General features: G+C 72.9%; 30 protein-coding genes. 17 read left to right on the top strand and 13 right to left on the bottom strand.

Annotated elements, in window-relative coordinates:
* Window positions 1-20: 20 nt before the first annotated feature.
* The 3 genes from ACIQOE_RS00290 to ACIQOE_RS00280 all read left to right on the top strand — a co-directional run bounded on the left by ACIQOE_RS00290 (window position 21) and on the right by ACIQOE_RS00280 (window position 3,131).
* Window positions 21-1,619 carry an ABC-F family ATP-binding cassette domain-containing protein gene (locus tag ACIQOE_RS00290; protein WP_351326128.1) on the top strand — a complete coding sequence of 533 codons (1,599 nt, stop codon included), beginning with the start codon at window positions 21-23 and terminating at the stop codon, window positions 1,617-1,619.
* A gap of 361 nt (window positions 1,620-1,980) precedes the next feature.
* Window positions 1,981-2,199, top strand: a complete 219-nt coding sequence (locus ACIQOE_RS00285) for a helix-turn-helix domain-containing protein (protein WP_046727957.1) — start codon at window positions 1,981-1,983, stop codon at window positions 2,197-2,199.
* A gap of 128 nt (window positions 2,200-2,327) precedes the next feature.
* Window positions 2,328-3,131 carry an enoyl-CoA hydratase/isomerase family protein gene (locus tag ACIQOE_RS00280; RefSeq protein ID WP_362169156.1) on the top strand — a complete coding sequence of 268 codons (804 nt, stop codon included), beginning with the start codon at window positions 2,328-2,330 and terminating at the stop codon, window positions 3,129-3,131.
* Between the two features lie 60 nt (window positions 3,132-3,191).
* On the opposite strand, the gene ACIQOE_RS00275 is transcribed toward ACIQOE_RS00280, so the two are convergent.
* A complete protein-coding gene (locus ACIQOE_RS00275; RefSeq protein WP_401408587.1) occupies window positions 3,192-3,905 on the bottom strand; it encodes a nucleopolyhedrovirus P10 family protein in 714 nt (237 codons plus the stop codon).
* A gap of 88 nt (window positions 3,906-3,993) precedes the next feature.
* Here ACIQOE_RS00275 and ACIQOE_RS00270 point away from each other — a divergent pair, with 88 nt between their 5' ends.
* The 5 genes from ACIQOE_RS00270 to amaP are packed head-to-tail and all read left to right on the top strand — an operon-like array spanning window position 3,994 to window position 6,224.
* Complete coding sequence (locus ACIQOE_RS00270) at window positions 3,994-4,467, top strand: Asp23/Gls24 family envelope stress response protein (protein WP_351326121.1); 474 nt, start codon at window positions 3,994-3,996, stop codon at window positions 4,465-4,467.
* A gap of 19 nt (window positions 4,468-4,486) precedes the next feature.
* A complete protein-coding gene (locus tag ACIQOE_RS00265) occupies window positions 4,487-4,681 on the top strand; it encodes a hypothetical protein (RefSeq protein WP_351326119.1) in 195 nt (64 codons plus the stop codon).
* Window positions 4,678-5,037, top strand: a complete 360-nt coding sequence (locus ACIQOE_RS00260; RefSeq protein ID WP_351326117.1) for an Asp23/Gls24 family envelope stress response protein — start codon at window positions 4,678-4,680, stop codon at window positions 5,035-5,037. The genes ACIQOE_RS00265 and ACIQOE_RS00260 overlap by 4 nt, the downstream gene beginning before the upstream one ends.
* On the top strand, window positions 5,037-5,642 hold the full coding sequence (locus ACIQOE_RS00255; protein ID WP_351326116.1) for a DUF6286 domain-containing protein: 606 nt from the start codon (window positions 5,037-5,039) through the stop codon (window positions 5,640-5,642). The genes ACIQOE_RS00260 and ACIQOE_RS00255 overlap by 1 nt, the downstream gene beginning before the upstream one ends.
* A gap of 3 nt (window positions 5,643-5,645) precedes the next feature.
* Window positions 5,646-6,224: an alkaline shock response membrane anchor protein AmaP gene (gene amaP, locus ACIQOE_RS00250; protein ID WP_351326114.1), complete on the top strand. Its 579-nt coding sequence runs from the start codon at window positions 5,646-5,648 to the stop codon at window positions 6,222-6,224.
* Between the two features lie 45 nt (window positions 6,225-6,269).
* On the opposite strand, the gene ACIQOE_RS00245 is transcribed toward amaP, so the two are convergent.
* The 5 genes from ACIQOE_RS00245 to ACIQOE_RS00225 all read right to left on the bottom strand — a co-directional run bounded on the left by ACIQOE_RS00245 (window position 6,270) and on the right by ACIQOE_RS00225 (window position 11,048).
* The gene (locus ACIQOE_RS00245) at window positions 6,270-7,025 is read right to left on the bottom strand and encodes an SDR family oxidoreductase (protein WP_351326111.1); all 756 of its coding nucleotides are present in this window, start codon (window positions 7,023-7,025) and stop codon (window positions 6,270-6,272) included.
* A 5-nt stretch (window positions 7,026-7,030) separates the two neighbouring features.
* Window positions 7,031-8,815 (bottom strand): glycoside hydrolase family 15 protein, encoded by a 1,785-nt coding sequence (locus ACIQOE_RS00240; protein ID WP_399008571.1) that lies wholly within the window; start codon window positions 8,813-8,815, stop codon window positions 7,031-7,033.
* A gap of 64 nt (window positions 8,816-8,879) precedes the next feature.
* Window positions 8,880-9,677 (bottom strand): SURF1 family protein, encoded by a 798-nt coding sequence (locus ACIQOE_RS00235; protein ID WP_365555553.1) that lies wholly within the window; start codon window positions 9,675-9,677, stop codon window positions 8,880-8,882.
* A 49-nt stretch (window positions 9,678-9,726) separates the two neighbouring features.
* Window positions 9,727-9,960 carry a hypothetical protein gene (locus tag ACIQOE_RS00230; RefSeq protein ID WP_351326105.1) on the bottom strand — a complete coding sequence of 78 codons (234 nt, stop codon included), beginning with the start codon at window positions 9,958-9,960 and terminating at the stop codon, window positions 9,727-9,729.
* Window positions 9,961-10,052: 92 nt separating this feature from the next.
* Window positions 10,053-11,048, bottom strand: coding sequence for a DEDDh family exonuclease (locus ACIQOE_RS00225; RefSeq protein ID WP_399008572.1), 996 nt, complete (start codon window positions 11,046-11,048; stop codon window positions 10,053-10,055).
* A gap of 171 nt (window positions 11,049-11,219) precedes the next feature.
* On the opposite strand from ACIQOE_RS00225, the gene ACIQOE_RS00220 reads away from it, so the two are divergent.
* The 5 genes from ACIQOE_RS00220 (at window position 11,220) to ACIQOE_RS00200 (ending at window position 14,955) form a co-directional block, all read left to right on the top strand.
* Window positions 11,220-11,504, top strand: coding sequence for a hypothetical protein (locus ACIQOE_RS00220; protein ID WP_401408578.1), 285 nt, complete (start codon window positions 11,220-11,222; stop codon window positions 11,502-11,504).
* The gene (locus ACIQOE_RS00215) at window positions 11,501-12,214 is read left to right on the top strand and encodes a VIT family protein (protein WP_401408575.1); all 714 of its coding nucleotides are present in this window, start codon (window positions 11,501-11,503) and stop codon (window positions 12,212-12,214) included. The genes ACIQOE_RS00220 and ACIQOE_RS00215 overlap by 4 nt, the downstream gene beginning before the upstream one ends.
* 129 nt (window positions 12,215-12,343) lie before the next feature.
* The gene (locus tag ACIQOE_RS00210) at window positions 12,344-13,210 is read left to right on the top strand and encodes a sterol desaturase family protein (protein WP_351326099.1); all 867 of its coding nucleotides are present in this window, start codon (window positions 12,344-12,346) and stop codon (window positions 13,208-13,210) included.
* The gene (locus tag ACIQOE_RS00205) at window positions 13,207-13,872 is read left to right on the top strand and encodes a lysoplasmalogenase (RefSeq protein WP_401408572.1); all 666 of its coding nucleotides are present in this window, start codon (window positions 13,207-13,209) and stop codon (window positions 13,870-13,872) included. Before ACIQOE_RS00210 ends, ACIQOE_RS00205 begins: the two co-directional genes overlap by 4 nt.
* Window positions 13,873-13,908: 36 nt before the next feature.
* On the top strand, window positions 13,909-14,955 hold the full coding sequence (locus ACIQOE_RS00200; RefSeq protein ID WP_401408569.1) for a zinc-dependent alcohol dehydrogenase family protein: 1,047 nt from the start codon (window positions 13,909-13,911) through the stop codon (window positions 14,953-14,955).
* Between the two features lie 39 nt (window positions 14,956-14,994).
* Here ACIQOE_RS00200 and ACIQOE_RS00195 read toward each other — a convergent pair whose 3' ends face one another.
* The 4 genes from ACIQOE_RS00195 to ACIQOE_RS00180 form a co-directional block, all read right to left on the bottom strand.
* On the bottom strand, window positions 14,995-16,005 hold the full coding sequence (locus ACIQOE_RS00195; protein ID WP_401408566.1) for a CopD family protein: 1,011 nt from the start codon (window positions 16,003-16,005) through the stop codon (window positions 14,995-14,997).
* Between the two features lie 105 nt (window positions 16,006-16,110).
* Window positions 16,111-17,487: a CoA transferase gene (locus ACIQOE_RS00190; RefSeq protein WP_365555561.1), complete on the bottom strand. Its 1,377-nt coding sequence runs from the start codon at window positions 17,485-17,487 to the stop codon at window positions 16,111-16,113.
* A 39-nt stretch (window positions 17,488-17,526) separates the two neighbouring features.
* Window positions 17,527-19,077 carry a S8 family serine peptidase gene (locus ACIQOE_RS00185; protein WP_365570248.1) on the bottom strand — a complete coding sequence of 517 codons (1,551 nt, stop codon included), beginning with the start codon at window positions 19,075-19,077 and terminating at the stop codon, window positions 17,527-17,529.
* A 65-nt stretch (window positions 19,078-19,142) separates the two neighbouring features.
* Entirely contained in the window at window positions 19,143-19,286 is a 144-nt protein-coding gene (locus tag ACIQOE_RS00180; protein WP_401408562.1) for a hypothetical protein, read from the bottom strand.
* 324 nt (window positions 19,287-19,610) lie between these two features.
* On the opposite strand from ACIQOE_RS00180, the gene ACIQOE_RS00175 reads away from it, so the two are divergent.
* The 3 genes from ACIQOE_RS00175 (at window position 19,611) to moaA (ending at window position 22,733) form a co-directional block, all read left to right on the top strand.
* The gene (locus tag ACIQOE_RS00175; protein WP_351326089.1) at window positions 19,611-19,967 is read left to right on the top strand and encodes a DUF485 domain-containing protein; all 357 of its coding nucleotides are present in this window, start codon (window positions 19,611-19,613) and stop codon (window positions 19,965-19,967) included.
* On the top strand, window positions 19,964-21,583 hold the full coding sequence (locus ACIQOE_RS00170) for a cation acetate symporter (protein WP_351326087.1): 1,620 nt from the start codon (window positions 19,964-19,966) through the stop codon (window positions 21,581-21,583). The genes ACIQOE_RS00175 and ACIQOE_RS00170 overlap by 4 nt, the downstream gene beginning before the upstream one ends.
* 160 nt (window positions 21,584-21,743) lie before the next feature.
* The gene (moaA, locus tag ACIQOE_RS00165; protein WP_365555614.1) at window positions 21,744-22,733 is read left to right on the top strand and encodes a GTP 3',8-cyclase MoaA; all 990 of its coding nucleotides are present in this window, start codon (window positions 21,744-21,746) and stop codon (window positions 22,731-22,733) included.
* Between the two features lie 21 nt (window positions 22,734-22,754).
* Here the strand turns inward: moaA and ACIQOE_RS00160 are convergent, their stop codons facing one another.
* Both ACIQOE_RS00160 and ACIQOE_RS00155 read right to left on the bottom strand, forming a co-directional pair.
* Window positions 22,755-22,967, bottom strand: a complete 213-nt coding sequence (locus ACIQOE_RS00160) for a hypothetical protein (protein WP_351326085.1) — start codon at window positions 22,965-22,967, stop codon at window positions 22,755-22,757.
* Window positions 22,968-23,185: 218 nt separating this feature from the next.
* On the bottom strand, window positions 23,186-23,584 hold the full coding sequence (locus ACIQOE_RS00155; protein ID WP_365555566.1) for a DUF3099 domain-containing protein: 399 nt from the start codon (window positions 23,582-23,584) through the stop codon (window positions 23,186-23,188).
* Between the two features lie 245 nt (window positions 23,585-23,829).
* On the opposite strand from ACIQOE_RS00155, the gene ACIQOE_RS00150 reads away from it, so the two are divergent.
* Window positions 23,830-24,108 (top strand): GlsB/YeaQ/YmgE family stress response membrane protein, encoded by a 279-nt coding sequence (locus ACIQOE_RS00150; RefSeq protein WP_351326081.1) that lies wholly within the window; start codon window positions 23,830-23,832, stop codon window positions 24,106-24,108.
* Between the two features lie 54 nt (window positions 24,109-24,162).
* Here ACIQOE_RS00150 and tyrS read toward each other — a convergent pair whose 3' ends face one another.
* Window positions 24,163-25,431 carry a tyrosine--tRNA ligase gene (gene tyrS / locus ACIQOE_RS00145; RefSeq protein WP_351326079.1) on the bottom strand — a complete coding sequence of 423 codons (1,269 nt, stop codon included), beginning with the start codon at window positions 25,429-25,431 and terminating at the stop codon, window positions 24,163-24,165.
* Window positions 25,432-25,460: the final 29 nt, after the last annotated feature.

The following is a 25,460-nucleotide window of genomic DNA, read 5'->3' as shown; positions in this document are numbered from 1 at the left end:
GTACGCCCTGGAGTCTGTCCGTGATCTCCGCCTCCGGTATCGAGCTGCGCGCCGGCGCCCGCATCCTCATCGAGAACGCCACCTTCCGTGTCGCCAAGGGCGACCGCATCGGTCTGGTCGGCCGCAACGGCGCGGGCAAGACCACCCTCACCAAGGTGCTGGCCGGTGAGGGCACCCCCGCCGGGGGCACCGTCACCCGCTCCGGCGAGGTCGGCTACCTCCCGCAGGACCCCCGCACCGGCGACCTCGACGTGCTCGCCCGCGACCGCATCCTGTCCGCGCGCGGCCTCGACGTGCTGATCCGCAAGATGCGCGAGAACGAACAGCGCATCGCCAACGGCCAGGGCGCCACCCGCGAGAAGGCGCTGCGGCAGTACGAGCGCCAGGAGACCGAGTTCCTCACCAAGGGCGGGTACTCCGCCGAGGCCGAGGCCGCCACCATCGCCGCCGCGCTCAACCTGCCCGACCGGGTGCTCGGCCAGCCCCTGCACACCCTCTCCGGCGGTCAGCGCCGCCGGATCGAGCTGGCCCGGATCCTGTTCTCGGACGCGGACACGCTGCTGCTGGACGAGCCGACCAACCACCTCGACGCCGACTCGATCGTCTGGCTGCGCGACTACCTGAAGACCTACCGCGGCGGCTTCATCGTGATCTCCCACGACGTCGACCTGGTCGAGACGGTCGTCAACAAGGTCTTCTACCTGGATGCCAACCGCTCCCAGATCGACGTCTACAACATGGGCTGGAAGCTCTACCAGCAGCAGCGCGAGGCCGACGAGAAGCGCCGCAAGCGCGAGCGGGCCAACGCCGAGAAGAAGGCGGCCGCGCTGCACTCGCAGGCCGACAAGATGCGCGCCAAGGCCACCAAGACGGTCGCCGCCCAGAACATGGCCCGCCGCGCCGACAAGCTGCTGGCCGGCCTGGACGCCGTCCGGGTCTCCGACAAGGTCGCCAAGCTCCGCTTCCCGGAGCCCGCGCCCTGCGGCAAGACCCCGCTGACCGCCGAGGGACTGTCCAAGTCGTACGGCTCGCTGGAGATCTTCACCGACGTCGACCTGGCCATCGACAAGGGCTCGCGGGTCGTCATCCTCGGCCTCAACGGCGCCGGCAAGACCACCCTGCTGCGGCTGCTCGGCGGGGTCGAGCAGCCGGACACCGGCGAGGTGATCGAGGGCCACGGCCTCAAGCTCGGCTACTACGCCCAGGAGCACGAGACCCTGGACCCGGAGCGCACGGTCCTGGAGAACATGCGCTCGGCCGCGCCCGACATGGACCTGGTCGAGGTCCGCAAGGTGCTGGGTTCGTTCCTGTTCTCCGGCGACGACGTCGACAAGCCCGCCGGCGTGCTCTCCGGCGGCGAGAAGACCCGGCTCGCGCTCGCCACCCTGGTCGTCTCCTCGGCGAACGTGCTGCTCCTTGACGAGCCGACCAACAACCTCGACCCGGCCAGCCGCGAGGAGATCCTCGGCGCCCTGCACACCTACAAGGGCGCCGTGGTCCTGGTCACCCACGACGAGGGCGCCGTCGAGGCGCTCCAGCCCGAGCGGATCATCCTGCTCCCGGACGGTGTCGAGGACCTGTGGGGCGCCGACTACGCGGACCTGGTCGCGCTCGCCTGACGACCGGTCCCGTCGCCGTGGGTTGATCGAATGCCTGATCCACTGGCTATGGATCATTCGGCCTATCGGTGATCCATCATCTGTGTGAGATCTCCTCGTATCGAGGTGTGTCCTACACCGATTTCCCGGCCGGCCCCTCCGTCTGCGAGGGGCCGGCCGCTTTTCGTTCCTGACCTGGCATTTCGCGGGGGAGCCCGTTCAGCCACGTGGACACCCGGTGCGGGAATCGAAGATTCCGATTGTGGGGACGGGTTCCTGTCGTCACAACGATGTCTCACGGACCTTGCCGAATGGGTGGCCATCGCGCCCCGGAGGGGTGATCATGAGGGGACCAGAGCGCACTTCCCATGAGGAGGCACGGGTGGCCGAGACTCTGAAGAAGGGCAGCCGGGTAACCGGCGCCGCGCGCGACAAGCTCGCGGCAGACCTGAAGAAGAAGTACGACTCCGGTGCGAGCATCCGGGCGCTGGCCGAGGAGACCGGCCGCTCGTATGGCTTCGTCCACCGGATGCTCAGCGAGTCGGGTGTCACGCTGCGTGGGCGTGGCGGGGCGACGCGGGGCAAGAAAGCCGCGTCCTGACCCCGGGCGGCCCATCGGCTTCGATGGTGGCCACCCGGTCGGCCGACTGATCGGCCGGGTGGTTACTGTGCAGTCACTTAGCATGCCCTCACGGCACTGCGTATGACCGCACACATCGGAGGCGCCCCATGGCTTCGCCCGACCAGGACCTCGCTCCTGTTCTCGACAAGGACGGCGTACGGCTCACCGTCGACGACGCGCTCGCCACGGTGACGCTGACCAACCCTGCCAAGCGCAACGCCCAGAGCCCCGCACTGTGGCGGGCGTTGGCCGAGGCCGGGCGGTCGCTGCCGGGGTCCGTCCGCGTCGTCGTGCTGCGCGGCGAGGGACAGTCCTTCTCCGCGGGCCTCGACCGGCAGATGTTCTCGCCGGAGGGGATCCCCGGAGAGCCGACCTTCATCGACCTCGCGCGCCGTGACGACGCCGGGCTCGACGCGACCATCGCCGAATACCAGGAGGCGTTCACCTGGTGGCGGCGCAACGACCTGGTGTCGATCGCCGCCGTGCAGGGCCACGCCATCGGGGCCGGATTCCAGCTGGCCCTCGCCTGTGACCTGCGCGTCGTCGCGGACGACGTGCAGTTCGCCATGCGCGAGACCAGCCTCGGCCTGGTGCCCGACCTCACCGGCACGCACCCGCTGGTGTCGCTCGTCGGCTACGCCCGTGCGCTGGAGATCTGCGCGACCGGCCGGTTCGTGCAGGCCGAGGAGGCGGTGACCTCCGGGCTCGCCAACCTCGCGGTGCCCGGCGCCGACCTCGACGCCGCGGTGCGCGACCTGGCCGCCGCGCTGCTGGCCGCGCCCCGGGACGCCGTGGTGGAGACCAAGGCCCTGCTGCGCGACGCGGGCGGCCGTGGCTACGAGGAGCAGCGGGCCGCCGAGCGGCAGGCGCAGGCCCGGCGGCTGCGGGACCTGGCGGGCGTGGGCGAGTAGTCCGGTGCCGGCGGCGGGACCGGTCGGACACCCGCGTCACCGCCCCGCCGCCGGGCGCTCTCAGCCGACACCGGTCACCAGCACGGCCACCGTGGGGTGATCGGCCAGCGCCGCGCCGACCGCCGTACGGACCGCGCGTGCCACGTCCGCGGCCCGGCCCCCGCCGGCCAGCGCCACCTCCACCCGCACATGCCGGCGCGGCAGCGCGGTCCCGACCCGCACCTCCCGGCTCAGCAGCCCCGTCACCCGCGTCACGCCCGGCACCCCGAGCGCCGCCGCCACCGCCCGCGCCCCGTCCGGATCCGTCCTCACGACGGCCGGCGGCGGCCCCGGCGGACCTGCGGTCTCCGGCTCCGCCGGGTCACCGGCCGGCGGTTCGGTCACCAGCAGTTCGGTCGCCCGCAGGTCCACCTCGGCCACCGCGAGCCCGAGGCGTCCCGAGGCCGCGGCCGAAAGGGCCCGCCGCAGCCGCTCCGCCGCCGTCGGCAGCGGCTCGCCCGTGCCCGCCGCGAAGTCCGCCGACAGCCGCAGCGGCCCCGGCGGCACACCACCCGGCGGTGCCGGTACGACGGGTTCCGGCACGTCCCGCGGATCCGCAGGCGCGATCCGCACCCCGCCCAGCCGCACCCCCGGCACTCCGGCCGCCGCCCGCCGCAGCACCGCGTCGGCCGCCGCCTCCGTCACCCACGTGCCGTCGCGCGGCCCGCCCAGCGGGAGCGGCCTGCCCGGCCCCAGGGCCTGCCGTACCGCTCGCGTCCACCGGTCCGCCGTCATTGCTCCAGCCTGCCGCATCATCGGCGCACGACCGGGCATCCGCACTTACCGTGGTCGCAGGACCACGATCGGAAAGGGGCGCACGGCGATGACGGAGATGACGGCGGAGCCGGAGAAGGACCCGCAGGACCCGACGGCGCAGACGCGCAGGACGGTCAGACGCGGGGGCGGTGACCCGGCGACCCGGGGGCGGACCACGATCGCCGACGGAGTGGTCGAGAAGATCGCCGGACTGGCGGCCCGCGACGTGCTCGGCGTGCACGCGATGGGCAGCGGACTCTCCCGCACCTTCGGCGTGGTGCGCGACCGGGTGCCCGGCGGCTCCAAGTCCGTCACCCGCGGCGTGAAGGCCGAGGTCGGCGAGGTGCAGACGGCGCTCGACCTGGAGATCGTCGTGGACTACGGCGTGTCGATCGCCGACGTGGCCCGCGCGGTGCGGGAGAACGTGATCGCGGCCGTGGAGCGCATGACCGGACTCGAAGTGGTCGAGGTCAACATCGCGGTGAGCGACGTGAAGCTGCCCGAAGAAGAGGACGAGGAACCGGAGTCCCGGCTCCAGTGACGGCTGAGGGGAGCAGACCATGAACCTGGCCGTGGTCGGCATGATCGCCGGCATGGCGCTGGGCTTCGCCGGATACTTCGGCGGGTTCGGCGCCTTCCTCCTGGTGGCGGCGCTGGGCGCCGTCGGTTTCGTCGCCGGCAGGTTCGCCGAGGGCGACCTCGAACCCGGCGACTTCTTCCGCAGCCGCGACGACCGCCGCGACCGCCGGCGATGACCGGCGCGAGCAGCGGGACGCACCGGCCCGCGGCGGCCGTGGCACCCGGCGAGCGCGGGGCCGTCCGGATCGCCGACCGGGTGGTGGCGAAGATCGCGGCGCAGGCGGCCCGCGAGGTCCTCGGGCCGCTCCCGAAGGACGCCGTGCCGCCGCACGCCACCGTCGTCGTCCACCACGGCACCGCCCGGGTCCGCGTCCACCTCGAACTGGACTACCCGTCCGCCATCGGCGCCCGGTGCGCGGCCGTGCGTCGACAGGTGACCGAGCGGGTAGGCGCGTTGGTGGACATGGAGGTGCGGGAGGTCGCCGTGCACGTCGAACGGCTGCACCCGGCCCAGACCCCGGGGAGGGCGTGATGAGCACCGAGCCGACACAGGTCGCCGAGAGGCCCGCCGAGGCCGCGCCGCCCCCGGCCGGCCACGCCCCCCGCTTCTGGTCGCCGCGCCGCGCACCCGCGGCCCTGGCCGCCGCCGTCCTCCTGGTGGCATCGGCCGCCTTCCTCTACGACATCGGGGCCGTACGCGCCCACCACCCGGCGATGCACTGGCGCCGCGTACTGGCCCGGCAGCTCGCGACCCGGCCGCTCGACGACACCTGGGTCCTGACCGGCGCGGGCGTCGCCGCCGCCGTCGGCGTGTGGCTGCTGGCCCTGGCCCTGACACCGGGCCTGCGGGACGTCCTGCCGATGCGCCGCAGCCACCCCGACGTGCGCGCCGGGCTGCGCCGCGACGCGGCGGCGATGAGCCTGCGCGACCGGGCCATGGAGATCTCGGGCGTCCGCCGGGTGCGGGTACGGCTGGGCCGCTCCCGCGCCCGTGTCCTCGCCGTCTCCCACTTCCGTGACCTCGACGAGGTGCGGGCCGACCTGGACGCCGCCCTCACCGACGCGATCGAGGGCCTGGGCCTCGCGCACCCGCCCAGACTGACCCTGCACGTCATCCGTCCCGGCCGGAAGGACTGAACGATGCGCACGGCGATCAACCGCGTACTGACCGGGCTGGCGGGCCTGGTGCTGCTCGTCCTGGGCGGCGCCGTCCTGGCCGTCGGCCTCGGCGCGCCGTCGCCCTCCTGGTGGATCCACCACGGCCGCCACGACGTGCTGCTGAGCACCGCCGAACGCACCCACTGGCGGGCCGCGGACTGGTGGTGGCCGACGGTCCTGGCCGCCCTCGGCCTCCTGCTCCTGCTGTCCCTGTGGTGGCTGACCGCACAGCTGCGCCGGCGCCGCCTGACCGAGGTCGTGGTCGACACCGGGGACGGCGAGGGCGCACTGCTGCGCGGCAGGGCCCTGGAAGCGGTCCTCGCCGAGGACGCGGCCCACCAGCAGGGCGTCGCGCACGCCCAGGCGGTCCTGCGCGGCAGGCCGACGGCCCCGGCGGTACGGGTGTGGCTCCGGCTGGACGCGGACGTGCCGCCGCGCGACGCCCTGGACGACCTCACCACGCGGGCCCTGGCCCACGCCCGGGACTCGGCCGCCCTGAAGAAGCTCCCGGCGGAGGTCAGGATGAGCTCGGTGAAACACCGCGCGGAGCGGGTCACCTGAGACCCCGTCCGGCTCCCTGCCCCGTCCGCGCCGGGAGCCGGACCGTCAGAAACCGTGCCGCATACCGCCGTCGACGGGCACCATGATCCCGGTCAGATAGGACGCGGCCGGCGACAGCAGGAACGCGCCCACCCGGCCGAACTCCTCCGGCCTGCCGTACCGCCGCAGCGGGATCCGGGACTCGTTCTCCAGCCGGGTGGCCCCGGGGTCCGCCGACAGCCCGTCCAGCTCGCGCACCCGGTCCGTGTCGATCCGCGACGGCAGCAGCCCCACCACCCGGATCCCGCGCGGACCCAGCTCGTCCGCCAGCGACTTGGCGAACCCGGCGAGACCCGGCCGCAGCGCGTTCGAGATCGTCAGCCCGGGAATCGGCTCGTACACGGACGCGGACAGCACGAACCCGATGACACCGCCGTCCGCCAGCTCGGCCGCGGCCGCCCGCGCGAGCCGCACCGCGCCCAGGAAAACCGCCTCGAAGGCGCTCTGCCACTGCTCGTCCGTGTTGTCGGCGACGAACCCGGCCGGCGGCCCGCCGACGCTCACCAGGATGCCGTCGAAACGGCCGAACAGCTCGCGCGCCGCCGAGATCACCCGCTCCGGCGCGTCCGGCTCCGCGTTGTCCACCGCGACGCCCGCCGCGTTCGGCCCCAGCTCGGCCACCGCCTCGGCGACCCGCTGCTCGTCCCGCCCGGTCAGCACCACCTTCGCGCCGTCGGCGACCAGCTCGCGGGCGGTCGCGTTGCCGAGCCCGCGGGTCGCTCCGGTGACGACGTACACCCGGTCCTTCAGTCCAAGATCCATGGCACCTATCCTGCCTCGTCGGCGGCGAACAGTGTGAGGGCGGTGTTCACCAGCCCGATGTGGCTGAAGGCCTGCGGGAAGTTGCCGAGCAGGCGGCCGAGTTCCGGTTCGTACTCCTCGGAGAGCAGCCCCACGTCGTTGACGAGCCCCACCAGCCGTTCGAACAGTTCCCTGGCCTCGTCGGTACGGCCCGTCATGTGCAGCGCGTCGGCGAGCCAGAACGAGCAGGCCAGGAAGGCGCCCTCGCCGCCCGGCATGCCGTCGACGCCGATCGCGTCGGTGTCGTAGCGGCGCACGAAGCCGCCGTGGCCCAGGCCGTCGCGGATCGCGTCCACCGTGCCGATCACCCGCGGGTCGTCCGGCGGCAGGAAGCCGAAGCGGGGGATCAGCAGCAGGGCGGCGTCCAGTTCGCGCGAGCCGTAGTACTGGGTGAAGGTGTTGCGCCGCGGGTCGAACCCCTTCTCGCACACCTCCCGGTGCACCTCGTCGCGGAGCGCGCGCCAGCCCTCCAGCTCGCCCTCCAGCTCCGGATGCTCCTCCAGGGTCCGCACCGCCCGGTCCGCGGCCACCCACACCAGCACCTTGGAGTGCACGAACTGCCGGCGGCCGCCGCGCACCTCCCACAGGCCCTCGTCCGGCCGGCGCCAGATCTGCTCCAGGAACTTCATCAGCGAGCACTGGATGGCCCACATGTGCGGCTTGGTGGACAGGCCTGCGGTGCGTGACAGCGACAGGGAGTCCATGACCTCGCCGTACACGTCCAGCTGGAGCTGGTCGACGGCGCCGTTGCCGACGCGGACCGGCGCCGAGCCCACGAAGCCGGGCAGCCAGGGCAGTTCGAACTCGGGCAGCCGGCGCTCGCCGGCCAGGCCGTACATGATCTGCAGGTCCGCCGGGTCACCGGCCACCGCGCGCACCAGCCAGTCGCGCCAGGCCTCGGCCTCCTTGTGGTAGCCGGCCGACAGCAGCGCGCCGAGGGTGAGGGTGGAGTCGCGCAGCCAGCAGAAGCGGTAGTCCCAGTTGCGCACGCCGCCCAGTTCCTCGGGCAGCGAGCTGGTGGCGGCGGCCACGATGCCGCCGGTCGGCGCGTAGGTGAGCGCCTTGAGGGTGATCAGGGAGCGGACGACGGCGTCCCGGTGGGGGCCCCGGTAGGTGCAGCGGGCGGTCCAGCGCCGCCAGTCCGTGACGCTGGAGCGCAGCGCCCGGTACGGGTCCACCAGCGGCGGCCGGGGTTCGTGCGAGGGGTGCCAGGTGAGCACGAACGCGACCCGTTCGCCCTCCGCGACGGTGAACTCCGAGTGCGTGCCGAAGTCCTCGCCCCAGGTCCGTACGGGCGGTTCGCTGCGCAGCCACACCGAGTCGGGGCCCGCGACGGCGACCCGGCTGCCGCCCGAGCGGCGCATCCAGGGGACGACCGAGCCGTAGTCGAAGCGGATGCGGAGGGTGCTGTGCACGGTGACGCGGCCGCTGACGCCCTCGACGACGCGGACGACGTCGGGCGCCCGGTCGCGCTGGGGCATCAGGTCGGTGACGCGGACCGTGCCCTCGGGGGTCTCCCACTCGGTGTCCAGGACCAGTGTGTCGGGCCGGTAGGCGCGCCGCGTGCAGGTGGTGGCGTCCTTCGGGGCGATCCGCCAGTGGCCGTGGTCCTCGTCGCCGAGGAGCCGCGCGAAGCAGGCGGCCGAGTCGAACCGCGGCACGCACAGCCAGTCGATGGAGCCGTCCCGGCCGACCAGGGCCGCGGTCTGTTCGTCGCCGATGAGGGCGTAGTCCTCGATGCGTCGGTCCACGGATTCCGGTTTCCCGCCGGGATCGTGGGCCAACCAGGGGGTGGGCCGGGGGAGTGACCGGTGCTCAGCCGACGGCCGCGGGTTCCGCTTCCGCCGCCGGCTGGGCCTTCTCGGCCTCCTCGCGGGTCCGGGCCTCGCGGCGGACCAGGACGAACCAGCCGTAGGGGACGCCGGCGGCGAACAGCCACCACTGGATCATGTACGCGTAGTTCAGCGGGGCGTCTTCCTTGCCCGGGTCGGAGATCTGCTCCGGGGTGCCGCCCTTGGGCGCGGGCGCGGTCTGCTGGATGTAGCCGCCCAGCACCTGCTTGCCGAGCCGGCGCGCCTGCTCGGCGCTGTTGATCAGCATGACCTGCCGGTCGGGCAGGCCCGTGAGGTCCTTGATGCCGCTCGCCGCGGTGGTCTCGTCGGGCATCAGCCGGCCCTGGATGGTGACCCGGCCGCCCGGCGGGGCCGGCACCTTCGGGAACGCGGTCTGGCTCGGCCCGTCCGAGGAGATCCAGCCCCGGTTGACCAGCAGCACCTTGCCGTCGGCCAGCACGAAGGGGGTCAGGACGTGGTAGCCGACCTCGTCGTCGGCGTTGGTCCGGCGCCGGACCACGACCTCGTCGGCGGTGTCGAAGGTGCCGGTCGCGGTGACGGTGTGGTACCGCTCCTTGCGGGTCACCGCGTGTCCCGGCGTGGTCACCTGCTCGGCGGGCACCGGCTTGGCGTTCAGCGCCTGGGAGACCAGCGCGTTGCGCGCGCTGCGCTCCTCGTACCGGTGCTTCTGCCAGAACCCCAGCCGGATCATCGTGGGGATGAGAAGCAGGGAGATCAGGGTGAGGATCACCCACTGCCGGGTCAACAGGAAGCGGTACACCCCACGACCGTACAACTCGGTCGTGGGGTGCGTTCGCGCGGGTACCGGGTCAGACGCGGTCGACAATGCCCGCCTTCCCCGCCTCGCGGGCGCAGTGGGCGCCGCAGTACCACTGGTTCTCGGCCTCGACGCCCTGCCCGATGATCGAGACCTTGCAGTGCTCGCAGACGGGGGCCATACGGTGGATCGCGCAGGAGAAGCAGTCGAAGACGTGGACCGCGCCCTGGGCGTGCACCTCGAAGGTCATGCCGTAGTCATTGCCGCAAACTTCGCATTTCGCCATGCGCCTCAGGGTGAGCGGTCCCTCGCGCGCGGGCGAGCGGACGCCGGGCGAGTCGCCCCGCAATCACCCGTTAGTAGGGCCCGGCGACGCGGTCACCGTTCACCCGCCGGTGCGCCCGCCGGCGCCACGTCCCGCAGGAGCTGGCCGAAGGCCGCCTCGTCGACGACCGGCGTGCCGAACTGGCGTGCCTTGACCACCTTCGAGGTGCCCGAGTCCGGGTCGTTGGTGACGAGCAGGCTGGTGAGCCGCGAGATGCTCGTCGACACGTGCAGTCCGGCCTCGGCGGCCCGGTCCTCCAGGAGCTCCCGCTCGGTCGAGGTGTCCCCGGAGAACGCCACCCGCATGCCCTGCCGCAGCGGCCTGCCGTCCTCGAACCGCCCCGGGTTCGGATACGGACAGGCCGGACGCTTGCGGGACGGACGCCAGCTGCTCGGACGGTAGCCGCCGCCGCTCGCCTGCTGCCCGATGCGGGGCGTCTGCGACCACTCCGTCAGCGGGCGGCACTCCAGCAGCGGCAGCCGTACGCCGCCCGCCGCGGCGGCCCGCAGGCTCGGCCGGAACGCCTCCGCGAGCACGCGCGCGTCGTCCAGCGCGTGGTGCGCCCGCCGCTGTACGACCCCGAAGTGCGCGGCCAGCGTCTCCAGCTTGTGGTTCTGCAGCGGCAGCCCCAGCTCCTTGGAGAGCGCGATCGTGCACAGCCGCTGCTTCACCGGCGGCTCGGTCTTCGCGCGCGCGTACTCGCGCGCGATCATCTGCCAGTCGAAGACCGCGTTGTGCGCCACCAGCACCCGGCCGTCGAGCCGGGCCGCGAACTCCTCGGCGATGTCGGCGAAGAGCGGTGCTCCGTCGAGGACCTCGCTCGTCAGGCCGTGGATCCACACCGGGCCCGGATCGCGCTCCGGGTTGACCAGCGTGTACCAGTGGTCCTCGACCTCGCCGCGTCCGTCGAGCCGGTAGACGGCGGCGGAGATGATCCGGTCGTCGCGGGCCAGCCCGGTGGTCTCCACGTCGACGACCGCGTACCCCTGCGGATACGCGGCCGGCCACGGGGTGCCGGCGGAGACTGCGGTCGTACGGTCTTCGAGCATGGTCACTGAGGATACGGGCCCCGGCCGACAGTCCGGTCCGTCAGGTCGCCCGTCGGCACCGCCCGTTCGCACGTCCTGATCGCCCTTCGCGCGGCCCCCGCGCAGGCGACCTGGTCCGCGCGCGGGGCCGACTCCTACGTCAAGTCCCATCCGGCGTTGGACGGTTCGGGCTTGGACGGTGAACCGGTGCTGCGCCTGAGAAGCGGCGCGACCAGCGCGGCCGGGCCGCCGAACGCGTCGACCCCGAGGCCCTGGTGCCCTGTTGCCCTGCGTTCACCAGCGCCCGCGGGCGTCCCCCCGTACGGGTTCGACCTCGACTTCCTCGACCCGCTCGCCGCCGAGGCGGGACCGACGGTCGCGGAGACCGCCGGGCCGCCGCGCGAGGCGCCTCGGTCCGCGTCCGGTGACGTCGGTGCCGCCCTCACCCGGGCCGGAGTGCGATCCTCCGTGTCGTGACGGAACAGACGCACGACGACGAGGCACACGGCGGAGCGCTCGGCTCCCGGCTGAACTGGCTGCGGGCGGCCGTACTGGGCGCCAACGACGGCATCGTGTCGACGGCGGGCATCGTCGTCGGCGTCGCGGGCGCCACCGGCGACCGCAACGCGCTCCTGACGGCCGGTCTCGCCGGACTGCTCGCCGGGTCGATGTCGATGGCGGCGGGGGAGTACGTGTCGGTGTCGACCCAGCGTGACTCCGAACTGGCCGCGCTGGCCCAGGAGAGAAGGGAGCTGAAGGAGCGTCCCGAGGCGGAGCTGGAGGAGCTCACCGAGCTGCTGGAACGGCGCGGACTGTCCCGGGAGGTCGCCCGCGAGGCGGCGGTCCAGCTCACCGAGCGGGACGCCCTGAAGGCCCACGCGAGCGTGGAGCTGGGCATCGACCCGGACGAGCTGACCAACCCGTGGAACGCGGCGCTGGCGAGCTTTTTGGCCTTCACCGTGGGGGCGCTGCTGCCGCTGCTGGCGATGGTGCTGCCGCCCGCCGGCTGGCGGCTTCCGGTGACCGTCGGGTCGGTGCTGGCCGCGCTGGTCCTGACCGGCTGGAGCAGCGCGCGGCTGGGAGCGGCGGCGGCGGGCCCGGCGATGGTCCGCAACGTGGCGGGCGGCGCGCTGGCCATGGGCGTGACCTTCGCGGCCGGGACGCTGCTGGGGGCGGTGGGGGTCTAGCCGCGGCCCGGGTGCGGCCGGCCGGGGGAGCGGTTGGCGGAGATCGCCAACAAACAAGCGCGTACCGTGGGAAATACTTGTGGGTAACAACGTCTAGCCGCGGACGACCGGCGGTTCTACCGTGCCACCATGCCGAACCTGCCCAATGTCGTGCTGTGGTCGATACCCGCCTTCGTGCTGCTCACCGTGATCGAGGTGATCAGCTACCGCATCCATCCCGACGACGACAGCGACGGGTACGAGACCAAGGACGCGGCCACCAGCGTCGGCATGGGGCTCGGCTCGCTCGTCTTCGACTTCTTCTGGAAGATCCCGATCGTCGCGATCTACTCGGCGGTCTACGCCCTCACGCCGCTGCGGATCCCCGTCCTGTGGTGGACGATCCCGCTGTTGCTGCTCGCGCAGGACTTCTTCTACTACTGGTCCCACCGCGGCCACCACGTCATCCGCATCCTGTGGGCCTGCCACGTCGTCCACCACTCCAGCAAGAAGTTCAACCTCACCACCGCGCTGCGCCAGCCCTGGACCTCGCTGACCGTCTGGCCGTTCTACCTCCCGCTCATCGCGGCCGGCGTGCACCCGGCCACGCTCGCCTTCCTCTCGTCCGCGAACCTCGTCTACCAGTTCTGGATCCACACCGAACGCATCGACAAGATGCCCCGGTGGTTCGAGTTCGTGTTCAACACCCCGTCCCACCACCGCGTGCACCACGCCTCCCAGGGCGGTTACCTGGACCGCAACTTCGGCGGCATCCTCATCGTCTGGGACCGCCTGTTCGGATCCTGGGTGCCGGAGGTCGAGCGGCCCGTGTACGGCCTGACCAAGAACATCGACACGTTCAACCCGATCAAGGTGGCCACCCACGAGTACGCGGCCATCGGCCGGGACCTGAGGGCCGCCCGCACCTGGCGGGAGCGGGCCGGACGGGTCTTCGGCGGGCCCGGCTGGGCCCCGCCGGCTCCCGTGGAGCAGACCGAGGAGTCCGTGGCCGCGTGAGAGCGTCCCGGGCGCTGCTCGCCGCCTTCGCCCTCGCCGTCGCGGCCGACCTCGGCTGCCTGGCCGCCGGCTTCCACGCCGGGCACGTCGTCGCCAAGGTGCTCCTGATGCCGCTGCTGGCCGCCTGGGCCGCCCGCGCGGGCGGCCCGCGGCTGCTCGTCGCCGCGCTGCTGTGCGGCTGGGGCGGCGACGTGCTGCTGCTCTCCGACGCCGACCCCGCCTTCATGGCGGGTATGGCCTGCTTCGCCGCCGGACACGTCTGCTACCTCGTCCTCTTCCACCGCCACGGCCCGCCACGCGCGCGTGCCGGCGTCCTCGCCGTCGGCTACGCCGCCGCCCTCCTCACCCTGGTCGTCCTGCTCTGGCCGGACCTGCCGGCGGGGCTGCGCGGACCCGTCGCCGGCTACAGCACCCTGCTGACCGCCATGGCGTACGCGGCGCTCACCCGCATCGGCCCGGTCGCCGGGCTCGGCGGCGCCCTCTTCATGCTCTCCGACACCCTCATCGCGACCGGCGTCGCCGACTGGCCGCAGCTGCCCAGGCCCGACTTCTGGATCATGCTCACCTACGTGGCCGGGCAGTTCCTGCTGGTCCGGGGCACCCTCGACGCGCGGTCCGTACCGGCGGCGGCGTACCGTGAAGTGCGCCAGACCACCCCCTGAGCGCACCCACGACACCGCACGAGAGGGACCCTCGCCATGCGCGCCACCACCATCCACGCCCCGTACGACATGCGCGTGGAGGACGTCCCCGAGCCGGTGGTGCAGCTGCCCACCGACGCCGTCGTACGGGTGCTGCGCGCCTGCATCTGCGGCAGCGACCTGTGGGCCTACCGCGGTGAGGCGGCCCGGCAGCCGGGCCAGCGCATCGGCCACGAGTTCCTCGGTGTCGTCGAGGAGACCGGCTCCGAGGTGGGCACCGTGCGCCGCGGCGACCTCGTGGTGGCCCCCTTCATGTGGTCCGACGGCGTCTGCGACTACTGCCGGGAGGGCCTGACGACCTCCTGCGTGCACGGCGGCTTCTGGGGCTCGGTGGGCTACGACGGCGGCCAGGGCGAGGCCGTGCGGGTCCCGTTCGCCGACGGCACCCTGGTCGGGCTCCCCAAGGACGCGGCCTCCGACGACCACCTGCTGACCGCCCTGCTGACGCTCTCCGACGTCCTCGGCACCGGCCACCACGCGGCCCTCGGCGCGGGCGTCCGGCCCGGCGCCACGGTCGCCGTCGTCGGGGACGGCGCGGTCGGCCTGTGCGCGGTGCTGGCCGCCAGGCGGCTGGGCGCCGAGCGGATCATCGCGCTCGGCCGGCACGAGGTCCGCACCGACATCGCCCGCCGCTTCGGCGCCACCGACGTCGTCGCCGAGCGGGGCGAGGCCGCGGTGGCCGCCGTGCACGAACTCACCCGCGGCCAGGGCGCGCACGCCGTGGTGGAGGCCGTGGGCACCGAGCAGTCCATGCGGACGGCGGTCGAGATCACCCGGGACGGCGGCGCGATCGGCTTCGTCGGCGTCCCGCACGGCAGCGGCACCGGGCTCGACCTGTCCGTCATGTTCGACCGGAACATCGCCCTGCGCGGCGGGGTCGCCCCGGTCCGCGCCTACATCCCCGAACTGCTGCCCGACGTCCTCGCCGGCACCGTCGACCCCTCGCCGGTCTTCGACCTGACCGTCGGCATCGAGGGCGTGCCCGACGGCTACAAGGCGATGGACGAGCGCACCGCCCTGAAGGTGCTCGTCACCAACGGCTGAGCCGGCGCCGCCGAGCCGGCGCTCCGGGGCCGTACGTGATCACGTCCATCTGATCGGCACCGGCAGCGCCGTCAGCACGCCCGACACCGCGACCACGATCCCCAGCACGGCCACCTCGGCCCGCGCCGGGACGTACGCGGTGAGCGGGTCGGCCGCCCGGCGCAGCCGCCGCCGCGCCGCCAGCGCGAGCACGGCGACGGCGCCGACGAGGACCGCCTTGGCCAGCAGGGTGCGCCCGTACGCCGTCGTCGTCAGCTGCTCCAGGACGGTGTCCGCCGGCATCCGCCGCAGCGCGCTCCACACGCCCGTCGCGGTGACCGCCGCCAGCAGGACGGCGGCCACGCGCGCGTAGAGGCCGAGCAGCGCCGCCCCGGCCCTGTCGCCGCGCCACCGGCGCAGCAGCCGCAGTACGTGCGGCAGACCGCCCGCCCACAGCGCCGCGCACGTCAGGTGCACCAGGGTGAGCGCGTATCCGGTCGACGGGCTCGTCTCGGGCGCGGGATGGGCGCGCAGCGCCTCGGCGGCGATCACCGCGGCGAGCGGCCACACCCGGACCGCGGGGCGGCGCGCGCGGGCGCACAGACCGGCCAGCGCGAACGCGTCGACCTCGATCAGCGCCAGCCTGCCGTCACGCGACCGGTACAGGCCGCCCACGTCGACGTCCGCGAGGGAACGCGGCACCAGGTTGCCGGTGGCCACGACCGACGCCAGCGCCAGCGCGGCGGCGAGACCGGCGGCGGCCGCGAACACCGCCCAGCCGGTGGGCCGTTCGGGCGGCGCGTCCGGCAGCCTGGCCGCCAGCCGGTGCGCGAACAGCTCGCCGACCGGCACGCACAGGGCGGCGAACAGCACGCCGCGCAGCAGCGCGATGCCGCCGACCCCGGGCGCCGCGGCCTCTCCGGTGCCGTGCAGCGCGGCGGACGGCCCCAGCAGCGGCACCAGCGCGGCCAGCGCCACCAGGAGGAGGACGGCGACGGCCCGGCCGGTGCCCGGACGGCCGGCGGGGCCCCGCGGCCCGGCCGGCTCCGTGGTCGGTCCGGTCGCGGTCATCCGACGATCCTCGCCAGCGGGCACAGAACCGGGCAAGCGAAAGAAAACAACTGACCGAGTGTCATTCCGTCTTGTCGGGTGTTTCCGGCCACCCGGACGGTGCGGTCAGGCCCACACGGCCGGATCCGATCCCCAGGGCACCGGAGGCCGCGCCCAGTCCTTCGGACCGCCGTCGAAGCGCACCGGCGGCCGCGCGTACCGCAGCCGCCCCAGCGGACCGTCCCGCTCGGCGAGCCAGGCCCGCGGCCCCTCGTACGGTTCGCCGCCCTCGGGTTCGTGGTCCGTCTCCGTGGTCAGCCACCGCGCCGTGCGCGCCAGCGCCAACCGTACGAACCTGCTCCCGCCGTCGTACGACTGCTCGGTCAGCGCGCGCAGCACGCCCGCCGCCAGCAGGTATCCCGTACCGTGGTCGAGCGCCTGCGCGGGCAGCGCGCCCGGCCGGTCCGCCGACCCCTCGGTCTCGGCGATGCCCGTGGCGGCCTGCACCAGGCTGTCGAAGCCGCGCCGCCCGCCCCACGGCCCGTGGCCGCCCCACGCGGAGACCTGGGCCACGACCAGTCCCGGCCGCCGTTCGGCCAGTGCCTCGGGGGAGAGGCCGAACCGGTCCAGGGCGCCCGGCCGGTAGCCGGTGACCACGACGTCCGCCGAGGCCAGCAGCTCCTCGAAGGCCGCACGGCCGGTGCCGAGGTCGAGCGTCGCCGAGCGCTTCCCGATGTCGGTGTCGGCGTGCTGGTCGGCCAGTTCGGGCAGCCAGGGCGCGTCCAGGCGCAGGACGTCCGCGCCCAGGAGGGCCAGGGTGCGGGTGGCGACCGGGCCCGCCAGCACCCGGGTCAGGTCCAGGACGCGCAGCCCGGCGGCGGGCAGCAGGACGGCCGCACCGGCGTCCAGCGGCGGGAGGCGGCGCACCGGGGCCGTGTCCGGGCGGGCCCGTTCGACGAGCGGGCGGGCGGCGACCTCGGCCGCCTGCTCGTGCGCGGCCCACGTTCCGGGCGAGCGCAGCGCCACCGCGAGCCCGCCGGCGCCGAAGACGGCCGTCTCGACGTCCAGGCTGGGCCGGCCGGCGATCCGGGCCGCCACGTCCTCCGCCGCGGCGCCCTCCGGCAGCCCCAGCGCGGCGAGCAGCCGGGCCCGGTGGTGCGGGTAGTTGGCGTGCGTGCGCACCCACCCGTCGGCCGTGCGCCAGAACCGCGACAGCGGGGCGAACTGCACCGGGGCGCGCCCGTCGACCAGGAGCTGCCGCTCGCTGGTGAACGCCGCCGCCACCGCCCCGTCGTCCACCAGGACCGCCGGCACCCGGGCGGCGGCCGTCCGGCGCGCGCCCAGCTCGGCGGCGGCCAGCGCGCACGCGCCGACGCACGCGCGCGCGAGCCGCCGTACGGGAAGCCGCGACGGGAGCGTGTCCGCGCGGGCCACCGTCGTGATCCGCGCGAGCAGCGACGGATCGCCGCCCAGCGCGGACCACGCGTAGTTGATTGCAGTCATGACTGCACTATGCAGTATTGACTGAATCAATATATGTGCCTAGTGGGTCACCGCCGCCAGGGCGTCCACCGTGCCCCAGCCGTAGAAACCGTTGTGGTTCTTCGAGCCCTCGCACACCGCGTCGACCTTGCCGTCGCCGTTGATGTCGTACGGGTCGGTGCACGGCGTGGCCGTCGCCTCCGCGTACAGCAGCGCCTTCACCAGGGCCGGCGAGGCGTGCGGATGCGTCGACTTGATCAGTGCGGCGACACCGACGACGTGCGGGGTCGCCATCGACGTACCGGCCATGTAGCCCCACGTGCCGCCCGGCAGCGGGCCCAGGATCAGGCCGCTGGTCGCCGGCGGCGCCGGGGTCTGGTAGGCGGTCGAGTCGCCGCCGGGCGCGGCGACGTCGATCACCCCGAGGCCGTAGTTCGAGAACGACGACTTCAGGCCTTTCGCACCCGTGGCGGAGACCGTGACGACGCCCGGCAGCTGGGTCGGTATGTCGAAGCACTTGCGCGGGTCGATGACCCGGTCGCTCGGCGTGCCGTCGTTCGGCGAGACCGGGTCGGTGATCGAGTCGGCGGCCAGGTCGTAGCTCTCGTTGCCGGCCGCCGCCACGTTGACGGTGCCCTTCCTCTCCGCGAACCGCGAGGCCCGGGTGATCGCGTCGACGAGCGCCTTCTGGTCCGGGTCGGTGGTGCAGTTGAAGTACCACGGGTCGGTGTAATAGCTGTTGTTGGTGACGTCGATGTGGTGCTCGGCCGCCCACACGAAACCGCAGACCACGGCCTCCGTGTAGAAGTACCCGGCGGTGGTGGAGACCTTGATGCCCGCCACCTTGACGCCGGGCGCCACGCCCGTGATGCCCACGCCGTTCCTGGCGGCCGCGATCTCACCGGCCACGTGCGTGCCGTGCGGGCTCTCCGAGGCGCTGGGCCGCCAGGCGCCGTACGTCGTGTCCGGCTTGCCCGTGACGCAGTTGGTGGACTGCTCGGCGGAGAAGTTGGGGGCGATGTCCGGGTGGGTGTCGTCCACGCCGGTGTCGATGACGCCGACGGTGACCTTCGAGCTGCCGAGGGTCTTCTCGTGCGCCTTGTCGGCCTTGATGGCCGGCAGGTCCCACTGGAGCGGCTCCAGCGGGTCCTGCCCGGCGGCCGCCTTGGCGCCCGCCGCGGCCACCTGCTCGGAGGTGAGCGCCCGCGGCGTGCCGACGTCGGTGGTCGACTGCGCGGGCAGCGGGGCGTTGCGGGTGGCGCCCGCCGAGTCGACGCCGGGCACCTTGCGCATGGTTCTGGCGAAGTCGGGGTTCGACGAGTGGACGACGATCACGCCGATCTCGTCGTACGCGATCACCACCGAACCGCCGGCCCGGTCGATCGCCCGCTGGACGCGCTGCGAGGTGCCGTGCCCCGGGCGGACGTTGACGACATAGCTGAGGGACGTCGCGTCACTCGCGTCCGAAGCCCCCGCGGCCGTGGCGGCGGCCGTGGTCGTGGTCTCGGCGGCGGACGCCGAGACGTTGGGCAGGAAGGCGAGGGCCGTGGCCATGGCCATGCCGAGCGGGATGGCGAGCGCGCGGCGGTGGCGCGACTGGGGCACTGTCATGTGGGTGAGCCTCCGGTTCGTTCGCGATACGAGCATGCCGTGCGGGAAGTCCTGCCGGGGGAGTGTCACTTGACCGCGCGGAGCGCGTTCGTGATCCCCGGACCGCGGAAGCCGCCGGCGTGGGCGCCGCCCACGCGGGTGGCTTCCGCGGCGCCGTCGCCGTCCGGTACGGCGCGTGCCGGCCCGCGTCTGGAACGCGGATGAGCCATGGGGTCTCCACATCATCCGAAAACGGGCCTGCCCGGGCCGGACGTGACCTACCTGGACAGGTACATGACGGGTGGTGCAGGGCGAAGCTATCTCCCGCACTCGCCGGCCAGCAATGACCGGAGGCGACTCACGCCAACGACTTCCGAAAGAACTCGGGCGAGTTGAACCCGTCCACGCGTGGCGCCGTGACCTTGAGGAGGGAGCCGCAGCAGGATCGAGGCCCCCCGCGGGCATCACTTACCGGAGTGGGCCGACCACTTCACGTAGGCGGCCCGCATGTCCGTGACGTCCGAATCCGCATGTCCGTATCGCGAGGAGACTCCGTGGCCACCGAGACACCACCGCCCTCGAAACCGCAGCACCGGCTTCCCTCCAGCGAGGAGTTCGCCGAGGTGCAGCAGAGTCCGGAGTTCGCCGACCTGCGGCACTCCTACCGGTCCTTCGCCTTCCCGCTGACCGTCGGCTTCATCGCCTGGTACCTGCTGTACGTCCTGCTCTCCAACTACGCGGGCGACTTCATGGGCACCAAGGTCGTCGGCAACGTCAACGTGGCCCTGGTCCTCGGCCTCGCCCAGTTCCTCACCACGTTCCTCATCGCCTGGTGGTACGCCCACCACGCCGCGGCCGAGCTCGACCCCAAGGCCGAGGCCATCAAGTCCCGGACGGAGGGCGGCGCATGACCCCCGCGATCACCATGGCGGCCGGCGAGGCAAGCGAGCACCGGACCCTGATCATCACCCTGTTCGCGGTGTTCGTCGCCGCGACCCTCGTCATCACCGTCTGGGCCGGCCGCCAGACCAAGGACGCCGCCGACTTCTACGCGGGCGGCCGCCAGTTCACCGGCTTCCAGAACGGCCTCGCCGTCTCCGGCGACTACATGTCCGCCGCGTCCTTCCTCGGCATCGCCGGCGCCATCGCCCTCTTCGGCTACGACGGCTTCCTCTACTCCATCGGCTTCCTGGTCGCCTGGCTCGTCGCCCTGCTGCTGGTCGCCGAGCCCCTGCGCAACTCCGGCCGCTACACCATGGGCGACGTGCTGGCCTACCGGATGCGCCAGCGCCCGGTCCGCACCGCCGCCGGCACCTCGACGATCGTCGTCTCGATCTTCTACCTGCTGGCCCAGATGGCGGGAGCGGGCGTCCTCGTCTCCCTGCTCCTCGGCATCACCAGCGACGCCGGCAAGATCGGCATCGTGGCCCTGGTCGGCGTCCTGATGATCGTCTACGTGACCATCGGCGGCATGAAGGGCACCACCTGGGTGCAGATGGTCAAGGCCGTGCTGCTCATCGCGGGCGCCCTGCTGCTGACCTTCATGGTCCTGGCCAAGTTCGACTTCAACGTCTCCGAACTGCTCGGCAAGGCCGCCGACAACAGCGGCAAGGGCAGCGCCTTCCTGGAGCCCGGCCTGAAGTACGGCGCCACCGGCACCAGCAAGCTGGACTTCCTCTCCCTCGGCATCGCCCTCGTCCTCGGCACCGCGGGCCTGCCGCACATCCTGATCCGCTTCTACACCGTGCCCACCGCCAAGGCCGCCCGTAAGTCCGTGCTCTGGGCGATCGGCCTGATCGGCGCCTTCTACCTGATGACCCTCGCCCTCGGCTTCGGCGCCGCCGCGCTGATCAAACCGGACGAGATCATCGCCTCCAACAAGTCGGGCAACACCGCGGCCCCGCTGCTCGCCCTGCATCTGGGCGGCGTCGACTCCAACTGGGGCGCGATCCTGCTGGCCACCATCTCCGCGGTGGCCTTCGCGACGATCCTCGCCGTGGTCGCGGGCCTCACCCTGGCCTCCTCCTCGTCCTTCGCGCACGACATCTACGCCAACGTGATCAAGAAGGGAGAGGCCACCGAGAAGCAGGAGATCAACGCGGCCCGCTACGCCACCGTCGGCATCGGCGCGGTGTCGATCGTGCTCGGCGCCCTGGCCCGCGACCTCAACGTGGCCGGCCTGGTCGCGCTCGCCTTCGCGGTCGCCGCCTCCGCGAACCTGCCGACCATCCTCTACAGCCTGTTCTGGAAGCGCTTCACCACCGCGGGCGCCCTCTGGTCGATCTACGGCGGCCTGGTCACCGCGGTCGGCCTGGTGCTGTTCTCGCCGGTGGTGTCCGGCAAGGAGACCTCGATGTTCCCGGGCGTCGACTTCCACTGGTTCCCGCTGGAGAACCCGGGCATCATCTCGATCCCGGTCGGCTTCCTCCTCGGCGTCGTCGGCACCCTGCTGTCCAAGGAGGCCCCGGACGCCGCGAAGTACGCGGAACTGGAGGTGCGGTCCCTGACCGGCACCGGAGCGCACTGAGCTTCCTACGGCCGGCCGCGTCGGGAAGATCGTAGGGTCCTACGACGCGGCCGCTCCGTACCTCGTGGCATCGGGCCCCCTCGCGATGTCGGCGCGGTCACGTAGGCTCGCAAGTGACGGAAGAGAACCGATCCGTGACGACATGAGGGAGGGGGTCCAGGTGCTCATCGACACCTACGGCCGGGTGGCCACCGACCTGCGGGTCTCGCTGACCGACCGGTGCAACCTGCGCTGCACGTACTGCATGCCCGAGGAGGGCCTGCAGTGGCTGACCAAGTCCGACCTGCTCACGGACGACGAGATCGTCCGCCTGATCGACATCGCGGTCCGCCTGCTGGGCGTCGAGGAGGTCCGCTTCACCGGCGGCGAACCGCTGCTGCGCCCCGGCCTGGTCTCCATCGTGGAGCGGGTCGCGGCCCTGGCCCCCCGCCCCCGGACGTCCCTGACGACCAACGGCATCGGCCTGCGGCGCACCGCCCCGGCCCTGAAGAGCGCCGGTCTCGACCGGGTCAACGTCTCCCTGGACACCCTCCGCCCGGACGTCTTCAAGCGGCTCACCCGCCGCGACCGCCACAAGGACGTCCTCGACGGCCTCCTGGCCGCCCGCGAGGCCGGCCTCACCCCGGTCAAGGTCAACACGGTCCTCATGCCGGGCCTCAACGCGGACGAGGCCCCCGACCTGCTCGCCTGGGCGGTGCACCACGGCTACGAGCTGCGCTTCATCGAGCAGATGCCGCTGGACGCCCAGCATGGCTGGAAGCGCGACAGCATGGTGACGGCCGGCGACATCCTCGACTCGCTCCGCACCCGCTTCGACCTCACTCCCGAGGACGCGGGCGAGCGCGGTGCCGCCCCGGCGGAGCGCTGGCTGGTGGACGGCGGCCCGCACCGCGTCGGCGTCATCGCCTCGGTCACCCGCCCGTTCTGCGCGGCCTGCGACCGCACCCGCCTCACCGCCGACGGCCAGATACGCAACTGCCTGTTCGCCAAGGAGGAGACGGACCTGCGCGGCGCGCTGCGCTCGGGCGGCTCCGACGAGGAGATCGCCCGCATCTGGCGGCTGGCGATGTGGGGGAAGAAGGCCGGAGCGGGCCTGGACGATCCGTCGTTCGTGCAGCCGGCCCGGCCGATGTCCGCGATCGGCGGCTGAGACGGCGGCCCCGCGGACGCGCTACCCGGACCGGGACGGCTCCCACTCCGCCAGCGTCACCACGTCCTTCAGGAAGCCCCGCACCCCGAGGAACTGCGAGAGGTGCTCACGGTGCTCCTCGCACGCGAGCCAGGTCTTGCGCCGCTCCGGCGTGTGCACCTTCGGGTTGTTCCACGCCAGCACCCACACCGCGTCGGCCCGGCAGCCCTTCGCCGAACAGATGACGTCACTCACTGCTTCGTCCCGCACTCATCGCCCCGCAAACAAGGCGACGCCGAGCAGCCACGGGGGGAGCTGCCCGGCGTCGGTCCGTCGCTCCGACGGGGGATGCGGAGCGCGTACGCAGTATGTCATGGGTCACCCGCGGCCCGGCACCGGAACTGCACGATTGATCTGAGCATTTCCTGAGCTTCGGGAGCGGTCGCCGGCCGGGCACATCACGCCCCCGGCGCTCAGACCGACTCGGGTCGCTCGTCGCGCACGCGCGGCGCCGGTTCGGCCGGCGCGTCCTCCGCGACGGGTTCCGGGCGCGGCTCCTCCGCGCGCGGCGGCGCGATCATCAGCCGGGTCGGCGCGACACCGAACGTCGACGGCAGCGAGGCCGGACGCTCCCGGCCCGCGTTGGCGATCACGACGGCGACGTAGGGGAGCAGTGCGCCGAGGACCAGCGCCACGACGGCGACATAGCGTTCGACGTTCCACAACGTGGCCGCGAGGATCACCGACACGGTCCGCACGCTCATCGAGATGACGTACCGCCGCTGCCGGGCGCGTACGTCCTCGGCAAGGCCGGTTCGGGCCCCGGTGATCCGGAACACCTGGACGCCGCCCCCGCCGCGCTGCTTCCGCATCACATTCCACCATCCGCCCGCATCGGACACTCCCCGGCCCGCACCCTGCCCGTACCCGTACGGGGAACCGGGGCCGGATACCTCTTACGGTACGCCGCGTCTGCGCCGCCTTCGAGACCGGGTCGCCCTCCCGCCTGCGCGAACGTTCTGCGCCGTACCGCGTACGGGTGTACCGACGTGCGCCGTACGGCCGACCGGCCGAGACTTGGCGTAATGCTCACGTCGAGCCGTACGAGGAGGCAGCCATGGGCTGGTTGTGGGCGATCATCGTGGGATTCGTGCTGGGCCTGATCGCGAAGGCGGTCATCCCGGGCAAGCAGCACAGCCCGCTCTGGCTGACGACCATCTTCGGCATCCTCGGCGCGATCGCCGGCAACGCGATCGCCCGTGCGCTCGGCGTGGAGGCGACCAGGGGCATCGACTGGACCCGCCACCTCTTCCAGCTGGTCGCCGCGATCATCATCGTCTTCCTGGGCGACATGCTGTACACGGCGACGCTGGGCCGGCGCAAGCACCGCATCTGAGGCGTCCGTGCGGGGCGCGGGTCCGTGTCACGGCACCCGCACCCCGCACCGCGCTCAGGAACCGACGACCTCCACGGCCGCCAGGTTCTTCTTGCCCCTGCGCAGCACCAGCCAGCGCCCGTGCAGCAGCTGAGCGGGGTCCGCCACCGCGTCCTCGGCGGTCACCTTGACGTTGTTCACGTAGGCCCCGCCCTCCTTCACGGTCCGCCGGGCCGCGGACTTGCTCGCCACCAGGCCGACCTCGGCGAACAGGTCGACCACCGGGCCCAGCTCGGCGACCTGGATGTTCGGCAGCTCGGACAGCGACGCGGCCAGCGTCCGCTCGTCCAGCTCCGCCAGCTCACCCTGGCCGAACAGGGCACGGCTCGCGGCGATCACCGCGGCCGTCTGGTCGGCGCCGTGCACCAGCGTCGTCAGCTCCTCGGCCAGCGCGCGCTGGGCCGCCCGCGCCTGCGGACGCTCCTCGGTCTGCCGCTCCAGGTCCTCGATCTCCTCGTGCGACCTGAAGCTGAAGATCCGCAGGAACTTGGAGACGTCCCGGTCGTCCGCGTTCAGCCAGAACTGGTAGAAGGCGTACGGCGTGGTCATCTCCGCGTCGAGCCAGACGGTGCCGGACTCCGTCTTGCCGAACTTGGTGCCGTCCGCCTTGGTGATCAGCGGCGTGCCCAGCGCGTGCACCACGGCGTCGGGCTCGACCTTGTGGATCAGGTCGGTGCCCGAGGTGAGGTTGCCCCACTGGTCGCTGCCGCCGGTCTGCAGCGTGCAGCCGTGCCGCCGGTACAGCTCCAGGAAGTCCATGCCCTGCAGGATCTGGTAGCTGAACTCGGTGTAGCTGATGCCCTCCTGCGACTCCAGACGCCGGGCCACCGCTTCCTTGGCGATCATCTTGTTCACGCGGAAGTGCTTGCCGACGTCCCGCAGGAACTCGATGGCGGACATGCCCTGGGTCCAGTCCAGGTTGTTGACCATGACCGCCGCGTTCGGGCCCTCGAAGTCCAGCAGCGGAGCGATCTGCGCGCGCAGCCGCTCCACCCACAGGGCGACGACGTCCGGCGAGTTGAGCGTGCGCTCCGCGTTCGGCTTCGGGTCGCCGATCAGGCCCGTGGCGCCCCCGACCAGGCCCAGCGGACGGTTGCCCGCCTGCTGGATCCGGCGCATCGTCAGGATCTGCACGAGGTTGCCGAGGTGCAGGCTGGGCGCGGTCGGGTCGAAGCCGCAATAGAACGTGACGGGACCGTCCGCGAACGCCTTGCGCAATGCGTCCTCGTCCGTGGAGAGGGCGATGAGCCCCCGCCACTTCAGTTCGTCGACGATGTCCGTCACGGTTCTCGTATCTCCTAGGGCGATCTTCG

The organism is Streptomyces sp. NPDC091282 (genome assembly GCF_044757385.1).
Taxonomy (GTDB): domain Bacteria; phylum Actinomycetota; class Actinomycetes; order Streptomycetales; family Streptomycetaceae; genus Streptomyces; species Streptomyces gramineus.
Note: the sequence above shows the minus strand (reverse complement) of the source record. Positions and strands in the feature narration are given on the sequence as shown.